9 protein-coding genes and 1 pseudogene are annotated in these 15,459 nt (G+C 40.5%); 4 read left to right on the forward strand and 6 right to left on the reverse strand.

Translation table 11 applies throughout. From position 1 onward, the window contains the following. Both ON09_RS01595 and ON09_RS01600 read left to right on the forward strand, forming a co-directional pair. Nucleotides 1-1,932: a RagB/SusD family nutrient uptake outer membrane protein gene (locus ON09_RS01595; protein WP_010599318.1), complete on the forward strand. Its 1,932-nt coding sequence runs from the start codon at nt 1-3 to the stop codon at nt 1,930-1,932. 355 nt (nt 1,933-2,287) lie between these two features. Beyond that, nucleotides 2,288-3,433, forward strand: coding sequence for a glycoside hydrolase family 43 protein (locus ON09_RS01600; RefSeq protein WP_039841723.1), 1,146 nt, complete (start codon nt 2,288-2,290; stop codon nt 3,431-3,433). 212 nt (nt 3,434-3,645) lie between these two features. On the opposite strand, the gene ON09_RS25540 is transcribed toward ON09_RS01600, so the two are convergent. Genes ON09_RS25540 through ON09_RS01610 form a run of 3 tightly spaced genes read right to left on the reverse strand, consistent with a single transcriptional unit; the run spans nt 3,646 to nt 8,368 of the window. Then, nucleotides 3,646-4,728 carry a RagB/SusD family nutrient uptake outer membrane protein gene (locus ON09_RS25540; RefSeq protein WP_202947097.1) on the reverse strand — a complete coding sequence of 361 codons (1,083 nt, stop codon included), beginning with the start codon at nt 4,726-4,728 and terminating at the stop codon, nt 3,646-3,648. Next, nucleotides 4,683-5,369 (reverse strand): RagB/SusD family nutrient uptake outer membrane protein, encoded by a 687-nt coding sequence (locus ON09_RS25545; protein ID WP_202947098.1) that lies wholly within the window; start codon nt 5,367-5,369, stop codon nt 4,683-4,685. Before ON09_RS25545 ends, ON09_RS25540 begins: the two co-directional genes overlap by 46 nt. Nucleotides 5,370-5,380: 11 nt before the next feature. Continuing rightward, entirely contained in the window at nt 5,381-8,368 is a 2,988-nt protein-coding gene (locus ON09_RS01610; protein ID WP_010599320.1) for a SusC/RagA family TonB-linked outer membrane protein, read from the reverse strand. Between the two features lie 1,316 nt (nt 8,369-9,684). Here ON09_RS01610 and ON09_RS25800 point away from each other — a divergent pair. Beyond that, nucleotides 9,685-10,613 (forward strand): annotated as a pseudogene (locus ON09_RS25800) (DUF6377 domain-containing protein). An 87-nt stretch (nt 10,614-10,700) separates the two neighbouring features. On the opposite strand, the gene ON09_RS01625 reads toward ON09_RS25800, so the two are convergent. The 3 genes from ON09_RS01625 to ON09_RS01630 all read right to left on the reverse strand — a co-directional run bounded on the left by ON09_RS01625 (nt 10,701) and on the right by ON09_RS01630 (nt 14,548). Further along, nucleotides 10,701-12,986: a M60 family metallopeptidase gene (locus tag ON09_RS01625; RefSeq protein WP_010599321.1), complete on the reverse strand. Its 2,286-nt coding sequence runs from the start codon at nt 12,984-12,986 to the stop codon at nt 10,701-10,703. A gap of 90 nt (nt 12,987-13,076) precedes the next feature. Next, nucleotides 13,077-13,349, reverse strand: a complete 273-nt coding sequence (locus tag ON09_RS23985) for a hydrolase (protein ID WP_010599322.1) — start codon at nt 13,347-13,349, stop codon at nt 13,077-13,079. Beyond that, the gene (locus ON09_RS01630; RefSeq protein ID WP_157258801.1) at nt 13,349-14,548 is read right to left on the reverse strand and encodes a serine hydrolase domain-containing protein; all 1,200 of its coding nucleotides are present in this window, start codon (nt 14,546-14,548) and stop codon (nt 13,349-13,351) included. Before ON09_RS01630 ends, ON09_RS23985 begins: the two co-directional genes overlap by 1 nt. 272 nt (nt 14,549-14,820) lie before the next feature. Between ON09_RS01630 and ON09_RS01635 the strand changes: the two genes are divergently transcribed. Further along, nucleotides 14,821-15,135 carry a hypothetical protein gene (locus ON09_RS01635; RefSeq protein WP_010599324.1) on the forward strand — a complete coding sequence of 105 codons (315 nt, stop codon included), beginning with the start codon at nt 14,821-14,823 and terminating at the stop codon, nt 15,133-15,135. Nucleotides 15,136-15,459 lie beyond the last annotated feature (324 nt).

Raw genomic sequence — 15,459 nt, forward strand, 5'->3', positions numbered from 1 at the left:
ATGAAAGCAAATAATATATATCAATCTTTATTGCTGTTAAGCATCATCACATCGGTTTCGTTATTTACTGGGTGCAAGAGAGAATTCCTAAAGCCCGATCCGCTTTCTTTTTATGAACCGGAATTAACATTCTCCTCCCGTTCTGGATTGGATGCTACCCTTGCATTGTCTGATCGTCACCTGCGGGCATATTGGAGCCATTTGACGACCAGAGATATTTCCGTGCCCATTGGTACTGAATATATGCTATCAGATATCGGCGTATCTGCCAAAACGGATGATGGGAATATCTTCGCTGATGTCGCGACGAGACTTACGCCTCTGGACGGGATGTTCGACAATGACGTTAACATGATTTCCTATTTCTGGGGCGAAACTTATAATGGAATTAAATATGCCAATACCATCACCAGTTTCATAGACAGGGTGCCTGGTTTGGATGAAGCGACTAAACAGGAGTATTTGGGAAGGGCGTATTTCCATCGTTCTTTCCGCTACCTGGCGCTATGTTTCCAATATGGTGACATTCCCCTGGTTACGAAAATCCTAACGGTTCCAAAACAAAATTACAAGACCACCAGCCGGCAGGCTATACTCGAGATGATTACTGGGGATATGGAAAATGCCGTGAAATGGGTTCCTGAACAATCAAAAATGGCATATATAGGGATGGTCAATAAAGCGGCATGTCGACAATTGCTGATTAAGTGCTACCTGGCTATCGGACAATGGGATAAAGCAATTGATCAGGCAAATATCTTGATCAATCAATCCGGATACGCGTTGATGACTTCGAATTTTGGTACTTTCGACAATCCCAATCCCAACACTTGGCCGGTAAACCGGAATGTGATCTGGGATCTGCACAGGCCTGTGAATAAAGCGATTGCAGCGAATAAAGAAGCTCTGCTGGTCATGCCCAATCGTGAAGGGACAGATGCAACCATCAGGTACAAGTCTATGCGAAATTGGGGGCCGATGTGGAATCAGGCTGCGCTAAAATCGCCTAGCGGTAAGGTGTTACTTTCCGTAGCCAAAACAGATTCCCGCTACCGTGCGCAATACGACATCAACAGTGCTATTGGCCGGGGGATTGCCATGATCAGGCCTACTCATTTCGCTCAGTTTGGCTTATGGAAAGTGAACGGTTTGGATGATGTCACTGATCTGCGTCATAGCAGTGCAACTGGAAACTGGGCAAAAATGGAAATGCTCAAATACAATGATCCAACGGATTCCTTTTATGGTCAGAATCTCCGCTTGTATAATGGAAATACGCTACTCTGTACAGATACTATTCGCAGTTGGTTTAACTGGCCGCACTATAAAATATATATTGATGATCCTGTCTTTCAGGCAACCCCTACCTCAAATAGAAACGATGGCGGAGCGGCAGACTGGTATTGTTACCGCTTAGCTGAAACTTATCTGCTCAGAGCTGAGGCTTACTATTATAAAGGTAATGCTGCCTTAGCTGCCGACGATGTGAATGCAGTGAGACGCAGGGCACAATGCAGTCAGCTTTACACAACGGTTAACATCGGCGATATTGTAAATGAAAGGGCGAGGGAGTTGTATATGGAAGAGTGGCGCCATATGGAACTTAGTAGAATATCCTATAGCCTGGCTTTAAGCAATAAACCGGATGAGTGGGGTAATACTTATCAGGTAGCCAATTTAGCGAGCAATAACTATTGGTTTCAGCGCATTCAACATTATAATGATTATTATAACAAGAACAAAGTTTCTGTTCGAAACAGAAATTATACCATAGCGCCCCATAATATCTACTGGCCAATTCCGCAAAACGCGATCAATGCGAACCTATTTGGAAAGCTACGCCAGAATCCGGGATATAACGGTTATGATGCATCGGTACAGATTTGGAATGATTGGCATGATGCAGTTGCCGATGAAGATAATGTGAATTGATAGTGTTTTCAATACCAGTATAAACTTTATACTGTTGCTTGATTAGCATGTTTAGTTCATTGGTTGGTTAGTTTAGAGCCGTTGGCATATGCTTTTTGCTTTTGCCAGCGGTTTATTGTAAAAATCTAAACGATTAGATGAATTGTTTATCGAAAACAAGTTCACGAAATTCTGACAGACTGCGTTATTCAACGACGACATCTTTACCCATGAGGAAATTTACTATGTTTAATGGTAAACATATGTGATATAATTAAATCGAATCTGTTCTATAAACACGAACTAAGGGTATTATTTTAAAATTCCATATCTGACTTTTGATTTAAGATCTTAACTTACAACATCTGACCAAGACATGAAAAACTCAATTCTTTATATATCCACGCTATTAGGGATGTTGAGTATTGCTCATACTTCTTCTGAAAAAGTATCAGCATGCTTAATTAAGCATCACAAACGCAAATTGATAGATACAACTTTCAAGAACCCCATTCGCATAAAATTTGGTGATCCGTACATTCTCTATGATAAAAAAACTTCCACTTACTATATGTACGGTACTGGGGGTGTAGCCAAAGCCGGATTTTCTACCTATTCATCTTCGGATTTGGTAAACTGGAAAGATGAAGGCCAGGTTTATTTTGGCGCCATGCCGGGTTCTTGGGGTGTCAGTTCATTTTGGGCACCGGAAGTATATGCTGTTAACGATAGGTATTATCTATTCTATAGTGCGCAATCTAAATATAACTTGAACAATGAAGTGGAAAATTTCAAAATTGGTGTAGCTGTAGCTGATTCACCAAAAGGACCCTTTAAGGATATTAGTGATAAACCTTTATTCGACTTTGGTTATCCGGTGATAGATGCAAATTTGTTTATTGATAGCGATGGCAAATCATACTTATATTATTCCAGATGTTGTTATAAACATCCCGTCGATAGTGAGATCGCTCGGGAAGCTAAACGCAAGGGCTGGTATAACGAAATTGAAGAAAGCTGGGTTTACGGCATAGAAATTAATGCTGACTTTACAGCAACGATCGGTAAGCCGGTACTTCTACTTAGACCACCGGTAAAAATTAAAGATAAGCAGGCTGAATGGGAGAGCAGATCAGTTGCAGCTAAAGAGATTAATAGGCGTTGGACGGAAGGTTCTGTAACTTTCAAAAAAAATAACATTTATTACATGATGTATTCTGCAAATCACTTTGCTGGAGAAAACTATGCAGTTGGATACGCGACATCAAAAAATGCATTAGGTCCGTTCAAAAAAGCTAAAAATAATCCAATATTACAAAAAAATACACATAAAGGGGGGGAAGTTTCAGGAACGGGGCATAACAGCGTTTTTTATGCTCCGGATGGAAAACAAATGTTTTGTGTATATCATGCCCGCACTGAATCTACAGGCAAAGAGCGGTTAGTTTTTATTGACCGCATGTCGGTAAAAGGGGGCAAGATCAGCGTAATCGGTCCGACCATAGGAGCACAATCTAATTGAGATTGCTTTGGGGTAAATGTTCGGCCGTCACCTCATCTCACTGTTTTCTTTGATAACTTATTCTTTACATAAGCAGTTTTAGATCATACCAAATTTATGAGACCTTTAAGGCTATGACTATCGAAATTACGGCTTTGCAAATAAAAAGGTGCTTCCGTTTTACCGGAAACACCCAACTAAACCAAACCAAATGTTTTTAAATAAATCGCATATCAGTAACCTGGATTTTGTTTCAACTTTGGATTTGAGCCAAGAATGTCCCTTCCTATAGGGAAAATTTCCGTGTGTTTATCCGCATCAGGTTTTTTATCCCACCAGGTTCCGGCATTGAAAACACCCCAACGTATTAAATCCGTTCTCCGACGGTTTTCGCCAATAAACTCTCGTCCCCATTCGTCAAGCATTTCCTGATCAGTGAGTTGACTGCCATTTGAAGTATATAGGCTTGGAGATCCTGCTGGATAGTTGCGCTGCCTCACCTGATTTAAAAATCCTGCGGCAGCAGCTTTGTCCCCCGCACGATACCTACATTCGGCAAGGGTGTAATACACCTCAGATAGGCGTATTTCTGCATAGGCAGAAGTGATACGATTTGGATCCGGAGTAGGGTACACTGGATATTTTACCAGAAACACACCGGAATTGTGATCTGCATGATTCATATTAGATTCCTTATCGTTAATTCTTGTTCCTGGTTTTGCCGCTAGAAAGAATCCCACCTGGTCTCTGATGAAAAGTGCATAAGGACCCTTATTGCCACGTACTGTATCCGGTCGGGTAACACCATTTGTTGTAGCGGTGTAAGGAAGATAGCCATAGAGGAACATTCCTTCCCGTTTACTGTTTCCGAGATTTTTGTATTTTTTCAATCGCAAATCATCAGGGTATTTCTGAAATTTTACAAATGGTTTTCCCAGCGTATGGCTGTATTCCACGCTATCCACGTCCCGTCCGGGCTGTAAAGCAAATCTTGGGTTTGATCTACCGAAATCTGTAAATCCGCAATACAGGGGTGCAGCATCATAGGTCATTCCCCAAAAGAACATTCCACTATCATATTGCCAGTGAGTTCGGGCCAACGTACCTGGAAATCCATAGATAACTTCAGAATTCAGCGAACTGTTGGTATAATCGAAAGGCGCATCCCATCTGGTGTCTAAGGTATAACTTCCATATTTTCCACTAATAATATCCCGACAAACCGCCTCACATTCGGTAAACTTATCTGTTCCGATATATACTTTGGCGTTTAAATAAAGTCTTGTGACAGCGTGGCTGCAGCAGCTTTTGTCCATCTCCCTATACCTGTAGCTCCAAGCTGTTCCCGCATTGGTAAATCTGGAATTGCGGCTTTCAATTCCGATTCGATATAATTGAAAGTTTCCTGCGGGCTAGATTGAACCCCGCCTTGCGTGCTGCTTTTTACATCTGTTACAATTTCAATGTTGCGGTAAAAATCGAAAGCGCGTAGGTAGAACCAGGCTCTTAGTGTCCTGAGTTCTGCTTTAAAGTCATTTAATTCTGCCTGGGTGACGTTTAATTTCGCAGGATCGGCAATGGCTTCCATATCCTGAAGGGAGTTTGTAGACAGCACAATTCCCTGGTAGAAATTTCTCCATGCACCATTGGTAAATCCGTCTTGGGGCGTCCAGGTATGATAATGCATTCTTTGATAGTATCCGCCATCCTGCCAGTCGCCCTGGCGGTTAAAGGTACCGATTTCATCTGTGGAGTTTTCACCTACCGCGTAAACATCATTCCCCTGAATACTCCAGTAGGCATGTTCAAACGGACGCAAGAAATCCCTGATGACATCATCTCTTCGGGTAAGAAAATTCGCTGCGTCAACTCTATCATAAACTTCTTCATCAAGTTTTGTACATCCTGCTACCGCCAGCAACAGGACGATAAACATCAATATTTTATAATTTTTCATTTCTGTTCGTATTAAAAATTTACCTGTAAGCCAAAAATTAACTGGAGCGTGGACGGGTAGTAGTTCAGGGATGTATTTACACCTGGGGTTAAACCATTTACCTCTACCAGGTCCGGATCTCCACCGGTATATTTAGTAAAAGTATGCAGGTTCCTGCCGGCAGCATAAATCCTGAAAGATTTTAGATATTTAATATTTAAATTCTGGCGATAGCCAAGTGAGACATTATCTATCTTTAAAAAGGAACCATTTTCGAGGAAGTAATCAGAGGCAATTGAAGTGGTTGAAGTACTTTTTAATAAAGAATATTTGCTTCCACTGTCATAAGCGGATTGAAGTACGTTAGCATCGGTTTGACTGGATGGTGTTCCTAGATAAAATGCTGTAGTATTAAAAATTTTATAGCCGAAAGTTCCTCTCAAAAATATACCCAGGTCAAATTGCTTATACCTGAATGTATTTCCCATAGACGCGATAAATTTTGGTAAGCCATTTCCTACAAATTGTTTATCATCATTATTTGCCTGATTGGCAGGAACTACAGATCCATCCTTTTTATACACTAAAAGTGCGCCGGCATCATTTACACCAGCAGAACGAAGGGTATAAAATTCACCGATGCTGTGGCCTTCCTGGATTCTTTGAATATTTCCAGGCGAACCTGGTGCAGGTAATCCGGCAACATCCTGAAAAGTTCCTCCCTGGTAAAGGTCATTTGAAAAAGAGATGAATTTGTTTTTATTATAAGAAAGCGCCAGGTTTGCTGTATATTCAAAATTCTCTTTTTTAATGATTTGACCGGTTAAAGCCAGTTCAATACCGTAGTTTTTCATGGTGCCTACGTTGGTAAATGTGGTAGCCTGTGTATTTGGCGGAACAGATACATTATAGTTTCCCAGCAAATCTTTATTCTTACGGGTATAATAATCAACTGAACCGCTTAGGCGTCCTTTAAGTATTGAGAAGTCGATACCCATGTTGAGATTTTCAGACTTTTCCCAGCTTAGGTTTGGGTTTACGTTCGATGATGGTCCGTAAACCTGATAATACTGTCCGTTAAAAGGAAAGTAGCCAGCTCCTCCGTAAAGTAGAAGCGACAGGTAATTTCCAAAATCCTGGTTTCCGGTTACGCCGTAATCTGCCCGAACCTTTAGTTCGTTAATCCATGGAAGTTTTTCTTTAAAAAATGTTTCTTCAGAAACCCTCCACGCACCAGATATGGCTGGGAAATTTCCCCACTTATTATTTGCTCCGAATTTTGAAGAACCTTCTCTTCGTAAACTGGCGGTTAAAATATATCGGTTATCAAAATCATAGTTAAGCCTACCAAAAAAAGCAATCAATGTAGAACCGTTTTGAGTGGATGAAACAGCATTCTGACCTTGTCCTGCGGCTCCGCCGTTATACAAACCAGAACCTAAATTGTTCCATAAGTAAGTGTCGAAAGGAAAATCATAATTTTGTGCATACACCTGTTTGTAATTATAGAGGGAGTAGGAGTAACCACCTAAGAGCTTAAAGTGATTCTTACCTAAATCCAGTCCATAATTTCCGGTCCATTCAATATTTTTCTGATCATCTTCCCGTTGTTCCTGAGAAGCAAAATTAGTTTGGGTTACCCTGTTGGCATTTACAATCGAAGAGAGTGTTGAGGGGGAAAAGTTAAGATTCTTGCCTGAACGGCTAATCTGAGAAATGGTGACTAATGTACTCAGGTTTGAAAGAATATTCATTTTTAGGGATCCATTGATATCAAGCTCTTTAATTTCTGATTGTGATTTAATCAGGTTTGCATTCTCCACCGGATTATTGGAGAAGAAACCAGTGTTGATGAAATTATATTTTCCAGCATTATTAAAAATCGGGTAGGTTGGATTTAGCGTCAGCGCGTTGTTGAAATTTCCCTGGTCGGCGTTGCTTGTATTCATGTATCTTGGTGCTGCGGTCAAGGTAGCCACAAACATGCCATTATCTGTGGTATGGTTTATATTTAGCCTTGCACCATACTCTCGTTTACTGGCCCGAAGATCTATTCCTTCTGCATTACGATAATCTGCTGATGCAAAATAATTGGTTTTTGAAGATCCGCCTGAAAACTGGACCGTATGTTTTTGGGCAAATGCGGGTGATCGGGTAACCTCGTTGAGCCAGTTGGTCTGTGCGCCATAATTTTGCCCCTGTTTATTTTGAACCCTGTTTGCGATAAATTCTTCAGCACTCAAATTCTCCAGTTTATTGTTCAGGTAATCGAAGCTGGTAAAACCATCATAAAACATTTGCGACTGAGCTGTTCCTTTCTTGGTAGTGATGATAATTACACCGTTACTTCCTCTGGTACCATAAATTGCTGATGCGGCACCACCTTTTAATACATCGATACTTTCTATATCGTTTTGGTTGATGTTGTCAATATTTCCTCCAGGTACACCGTTGATAATGTATAAAGGACCTAAGCCTGCGCTTCTTGAAGAAACACCGCGAAGTTGTATCCTTGGACTCGAGTTTGGATCAGCCGAAGCGGTGTTCGTAATGTTCAAGCCGGGAACCTTTCCCTGAAGGGACATGAGTGGATTATTTGCCGAAACGGTTAGTAAATCTTTGCCTGATACATGTGTAATCGAACTTGATACTTCTCGCTTATCAAGCGTTCCGTAACCCACACTGACTACTACAACTTCATTTAATTGATTAGCGGACGATCCTAAAGTAATATTTATCGTGTTTGCCGATGTAATGGCAATATTTCTGGTGTCGTAACCGATGTATGAAAAAGAAAGAGATTTAGCGTTGGCTGAAACTGAAATGGTAAAATAGCCTTTGTTATTCGTGGTGGTGACAGCTGATTTGAGATTGTCAGTAACGTTTACGCCTAATAAAGGTGCCCCATCAGTATTGTCGGTCACTACGCCCGAAATGGTTCTGGTTTGTGCATTTGCTGTACCCGTGTAGAGACAAAGAAAACAGCATAGCATCATAATGTAAATAAAATTCTTATGCATAAAAGCGATGTTAGAAGGTTTTGGTTAGTTGGAGTTTAGGTTAATCATGAGCATCAGTCAATCTGATTAATCAATCAGGATTTTGCGCTATACCTAAAATCAGGGTGGGATGTAAGGGCACATTTCAAGCGATTTTAATCCCTTTGAATGCGGAAAATCGATGCACCTAAACGCAACTTGATTGATCCACAGCCTTCGGAATGATTTATATTTGGTTAATTAGGGAATGGGCAACACCACAGTTTAATATCCTGCTGTTTTCCACTATCTAAAAATAAATAAAGCTTTTCCGCTATTAGCTGGATATTAATTAGCTCAAAAATTTTATAATGAAAAACTGGTTTTTAGAAATGTAATATGTTGAAAAACAGATGTTTAAAAATGGATGCTTTCCTAATTATATAAATCGTTTTAATAGTGTTTTCGGAAAAATTCAATCTAACTCCACTGCAGGCAACCTGATCTCTATGCGGAAAACATCGATTTAAAGATTGGTTCGGAATTATATCCCACACTTTGCGGTTAAAAGGAACTAAAATTTATTCCTTGCCGAAATTGCTTAATTAAAAAATTCCTGTTTGGAAATTAAAGCTGCACATTTTATCATAATTTTGGTTACCCTATCATTCATCATGAAATTTCTTTTCGTTTGCTTTTCATTCATCCTTGCCAGTTTGTCTGTCTATTCTCCTGCTGAACAGGATTCTGTTTTAAAAATGTTGAAAAATGAATTGTCAAAGAAAGACCGATACGATGAAATAAAACATGTTAGGATAAAGCAGTTAAAACATAGCCTGAATCAACGCCCTTTGGATCAGCTGAAAATTTATGCATCGCTTTTTGATGAGTATGAATATTATAAGTTTGATTCTGCTTTTGTCTATGGGAATAAACTGCTTAGCTTAAGCTTAAGGCGAAATGATCCGGTTAAAATCAATCAAAGTAAAGTCAAACTCGCCTCTTTGCTATTGCATGCAGGATTGTTCAAAGAGACATTTGATTATTTAAAGGATATTGATATCTCTTTATTGGATGCGAAAACAAAATATGATTTCTTCTGCCTTAAATCGGGTGCTTACTCCAATCTTGCCATTTACAATAGTGACGGATACTTTAGTAAAAACTACAATGAAAAGGCCATAAATTATCTCGATTCGGCGCTTTCTCTCTGCAAGCCGAAATCATTCGAATGGAAGTTTACCAAGGGAAACAAGCAGGTGGTATCAGGGCAAACTGATGTGCCTCCAACCTATTTTCTTGATATTTTAAACCACGATAAAATATCTGCGCACGACAGTGCCAGGGTGCTCACTGCAATGGCAGCTTTTTATCTTAAAAAAGAAGATCATGATAAAAGAATACAGGTACTCGCTAAGTCAGCAATTTGCGATATACGTTCTTCAACTAAAGAAACGCTTGCAACATTATTGTTAGCTGAAGATTTGTTTTATAGTGGTGATTTACCGAACGCTTATTTGTTTATACAATGTTCCCGCGACGATGCTGGTTTTTACGGAAACCGTCTCCGTAAACTCAAAATCGAATCTATTTTGCCAGAAATTGCAACTCAGGTTAATCTCGCTACTGCGCGACAAAAAGATCGTTTCTTTAACTATTTTTTTTATATCTCGTTAATTTCGATCATTATTTCTCTTGTGTTATTTATGATATTTATTCAGCTGAGAAAGCTGAAAACTAAAGAAAAAATCATTGAAGACAAGAATGAAGAATTGAATTTAGTAAATCATCAGCTTCTTGCCATTAATGAAAAATTGCAGGAATATGCTACCGTAAAAGAAAGGTACATTGGTTACTTTTTTGATTCGATTTCTGGATATATTGTTAAGCTTGATAAGCAAAAGAAAAGTGTGGAACGCAAAATTATGACGGGGAGATACAACGAAGCACTCTCGTCATTAAATGAGATTAACATCAAAAAAGAAAGGCAGTTGTTGTTTAATACTTTTGATGAGGTTTTATCAGCATCTTTCCAAACTTTATAAACGTGTTAAATTCAATGTTGTCTCCCCAGGATCAGATTTGGCCTAAACAACCCGAACTACTTAACACCGAACTTCGGATTTTTGCCTTAATCCGGCTTGGGATCACCGACACTCAAGCCATTGCCACAATTCTGGAATACTCGGTAAACACCATTTATATCTACAAAATGAGAATCAAAGCGAAAGCGCTTGTTTCTGCCGAAGTGTTTGATAGAACAGTGATGAATGTGAAAGCAATCTAAACCTGACCGGACTCACATCCAGGTACTTAAATAACGGTTTATTGGCAATGGATAGCTTCCTGTATTAACCTGAAAAACGAAAAAGTTTCATTGATTGAATTCCTTTAATTCATCAGGAAGCCAAACAGGATAATTTTCCTTTTTTACGACAGCTATTGCGGATGCTGAAACCGGGATCTGCCATATTTTAAAGAAATCTGACAGATCTGTCTTCGAAACATGGCTGATTGTTTTAAACCATAAATTTATTTTTTCTTCATTAGTTTTAGGATATTGATTTTTTGGCAAATTTGCATAAACTTTGTTAGCGCTTTTGATTGGGTCCCAGCCAAAGTGCTCGATGAGCTCGATATACATGCTCAGCGCTATCCAGGGGTTTTGTTGGAATTTATCATAGCTGGGCTGACTTCTCATATACTGTTTAATCTTCTCGATCACGCCCGCTTTGCTGGGTATGTTGTCCTGGTTATGGTACTTACCCAGGTTTAAAACCTGATCATAAATATACATGCTGTAGAGATTGACGGTGACTTCACCGAGACCATTGAAATCGAGGTCATGAAACTGGTGTCTATGGCCGAGCTCATGGAAAAGCCCCCAGGATCCTTTTGTTTCAATCTGATCTTTATCAAGCATAATTCCGGTACTTTCGTCATCATTGGGGACTACAATTTTCGCTGGTGTGGTAAACAATGCCCCGAAAGCTACTTGCTCATCAACGATGATTCTTTCCGGGTATAATCTTTTCCGGTTGATCATCCGAAGATCGGCATCAGCATCCATTACCTGATCATAGAACTTCATCAGCGCAGTTGGATTTTTGAGTTGCCTGATCCGGTCAGCTGGAACAGCAAACACAATCTTGTCTGTGGCCAGTTCTGCCCAGGGTGCCGGGTAGTCTTTGATTGTCTGGTTCCATGTACTGTCATCGGTCACACCGAGTTTGTAATAAGGGGCGTTTACGGCTCCGATGACTTTTAGCGAAATAGATTTTAATTTTGTGGTGTCTGATATGTTGACCATCAGTAACCCGCCGTACGGGGAATAAATCCGTGTGGTATCTTGATTCAGTTCGAAATTTCTGGTCAGGTTGAATCCAATCCTCACCAGGTGATCCGCACCACTGGCGAGGTCATCGTCATGAAGACCGATCTGGGCTTTAAGTTTCTGTGAGCGATATTTTTTATCTACAATTATTTTAACTACTTCTCCGGCTGGAATATACAGACCAGTGCTATGTGGGCGGTAATAGGCCGAATGCGGTTCGAAAAGTCCCTGTTTGCCTACTTGCACATTGATGTTTAAATTTTTAGTGACTCTTGGAGCAGTATCTGGTACCACTCCCGGAAAGTCTTCATGTCCGGCTATTTTAGCTTTTGTTCCATATTTCATTTTTAATTGTGACTCCTGAATATTACCCGAGATCAGGTAGGCCATTTTTTTCTTTGGCGAAGATAAACCCAGTGGGCTTTTTGGTGTCGGGCGGTAGAATGTATCGGGGATCCCGTAAAATTCTTTCAGCCGTTTTACAATCAGGGTGTGTTCGTCATTGTATTCGGTACTAAAATATAAGGTAGGTTTGACGAACCAGATAAACGAGTAGTAGTCTCGTGGATTTTCGGTGTATTGAAGCGTTAAAGAGCACTCAGGTATGGTATTGATATGAAGATAGGGTGGAGCTTGATCTATAGAAATAAGGTTATTGTTCCAGCTGGAACGGAGGGTCATATCAAGATTAATTATTCCCGCTTTAGCTAATAAAGTATTTAGTTTTGGAAAAACCTCAGCATCCTTTTCGCGGATTTTGATACTTTCGATTGGTGAGGCTACGACAAGTGTTCCCCCCGCTCTGACGAATTTTTCCAGGGTCTGCAACTGTAGCGAGTCATTGATATCTGCTGAGAGAAAAAGTGTTTTGATATCCTTTGTCAGTTGGAGGCTCCCTAGATTTCTCACCTCAAACTTCTTCGCCGTCAGGTAATCTGCAAGATCGTGGTTCTGTTGATTAAAAACGGCAATGTTCCCTGTTGCGATTTTTAAGGTGTTTTGAATTATTTTAACAACGGAAGGGTTCTTCAGAAGGTGTTTCTCAAAATAGGCTGTTGAACCAAATGCCAGTATTTTACCGCTGCCCAGGCTGGAAGCAACGATAGCATTTGCCTTCAGGTTGAATATACCCAGATTGATTGTCCCTATTATTTCCGGTTTTTCATCAATAGCTAAAAACGTGGAGGTAAATCTTGTTGAATCCGGAAGCGGCAGATTCGAAATGTCTTTTGTAATAACTGATTTTAAAGTAGGTGCAGTCTGGCAAATTCCTGCGGTCAGGTTTACAATAAAAAGTATGCTAAATAGGAGATACAAGCGTTTCATCACAATATTTTTTTTTCTAAAATAGCGATAATAAATCCTTTTAGTAAGCGTGTATTGCCAGGTTAACGATATTTAACATTTCAATCCATTTCAGAGTTTTCTGGCATGTATAGTCCGGCCTTGTATCAGGATCAGCTCTTTTATTTTTCCGTTTTCATCTTTAACGAATTCTATGGTTCCGTTGATTTCTTTGGAGAAGAACTTGGTCTGGCTTTCAGGCAGGGCTTCTATTTTTGGCTGACCGGTGGCCTGTGCAAAAAGACGTTTGCCCTGCTTTGTGATGGTGAGGATAAAATTGGGCATGAGTTCGTATCGTCCGGTATAACTTTCCAGCAGTGATTCGGGAACATCGCTTATATTCATTACTTTAGTTTGGTAAAGGCCTTTGAAGCTGTAAACTTTAGCGATGCTGTTGATGATTTCGGGGATGATGGCACCATTATCCGAATTAACCATAATTGCAAGGCCGTTCCGCCTTCCAGGCTACCGTAGTAGGCGGACTGGAATCCGTAATTGGAGCCGCCATGTCCAAAATACGCGGTGCTGTCAGGAGATTCAATGAAAACGCCGAGGGCGGATCCATTGCTGTTGGCGTAGGGCGTCAGGCGAATTCTGGTGTCGGATTGATTTAAGACTTTGCTGGATTTACCCTGGTAAGCCAGCTGGGTTTCGATGATGTATTTAGCCAGATCAGATGGATTGGTCCATAGTCCGGCAGCTGCCTGCTCGGGGTAAACGTGGTGTTTCCCTTTAATAGCTGAACCATCTGCCAGATACCCGGTGGCGAGATGTCGTTTTTTGTTGTCTAGTGGCGGCTGGGCAAAAGTGCTTTCGTTCATGTCCAGGGATTTAAGGATAGTTTGGTTCAAATAATCCTGATAAGGTTTACCGGTAAGGTCGGTTAAGAGTTGCTGGGTGATGGTCGTTCCCCCTCCGGAATACTGCATTTTTTCTCCGGGCGCAAATTGAGACCGTACCGGATCAGAGTTCGCTGGCTTTGTGCCGTTGAGTATCTGGATTGTATTGGGTAAAGGTGCGTCAATCTGATAGCCACCAAATCCGTGGACGCTGAGGCCTGCGGTATGGCTGAGTAGGTTAGCGGTATTGATTTTTTTACCTTTGGAAAGAGAGTCGTACGGGAATTTCCAGTTTTTGAGGTAGGTATTGACGTCGGTATAAAGGTCTAACTTTTTATCATGAAAGAGCTTAATGATGGCCAGGGCATTGAAAGATTTGCTGATGGAAGCAGCCTGAAAAAGGGTATTTATCGTTGCTTTAGTCTGGGTAGCGGAATCGGCCATGCCATAAGCTTTGGCAAAATCAACTTTATAATCTTTGATGACTGCGATGCTTAGGGCTTTGATATTGTAATGTCTCATTTGCTCCTGAAGATTCATTGGTTTTTCTCCGCCGATAAGGGTTTTGCCGGTGAGGTTGTTTTCCACCTGAACAATCCTTTCGTTCGGGACCTGCTGAGCAGAGGCAAGCAAAACGCATAAGCCTAATAAGATGGTGAAAAGGCCGGTAAGAAGGATGGGATTTGCATTAGGGGTCCTTATCATTTTGAAGTTGACGTTGAGCGTATGTTTCATAAGTATTTATTGCCTAAGGCTAAGCTAAGCAATTATTGGCTTCAAGTTGCACTTAATTTTTTTCGGTGTAGAATCAATGGAATGAATAGCGGTGCTGCTGGTGGCGATATTTGATGAATGGCCTCTCGTATAGTAAGTACTTGTGGTGATTAAGAAAATACAGGTTAAAATTATTATGGCTCATTTTCAGGGCTTTACTTTTTCAGGCTTGCGCAGATGGAAACTGCTTTTATTTTTGCGCTATGACTGTAACTGTACTGGCCATACTGGAGACTGATTTTAAGCCGGAAAAGAATTTAGCGAAGGTAATGAACGATCGTTTGATGCGGACGGCAAGAGATCTTCAGGAGGTTCATTTCAAACCGTTATCGGGCAGGGGTTTTTCTTCTGATGATCTGGTAGTGTATATCAGTTATAATCCCAAATATAAAATCCGTTTCCGGATTGTGAATGATGTTCCCGCTGATATCGAATATTTTGTGGCCGAGTGTTGCGGAAGGTTGGGTTATATTCTGTGGAAGGCGAATGCGATCGGGGTGAGCAGGGCGGACCTTTAACAAACCTCTACTGACTAAACGGAATCTAAATACCTAGTTTTCATGATCATTATAGCTCACGCTTCCAGGCCGGCCATTTCTATATCTTTTGTGCCAAAAAATACCGAAGTTCTCCCTGCAAAGCGCTTACATAGTACTGTTGCGATTACTTTGTCAAGGATGTTTGGAGCCGGCAACATCTCAAGACATATCTGTCTATGAAATTTGTATTAAATTAATTTGCTTATCAGGATTAACCCTGGGTTAATTTTTTTTAAAATATTTGTTGCAATTCCTCATCGCTGGTTTGCGATAATCTTATATTCTTTCTTCAATTAACTGATT

Source organism: Pedobacter agri PB92, from assembly GCF_000258495.1.
Taxonomy (GTDB): Bacteria; Bacteroidota; Bacteroidia; order Sphingobacteriales; family Sphingobacteriaceae; genus Pedobacter; species Pedobacter agri.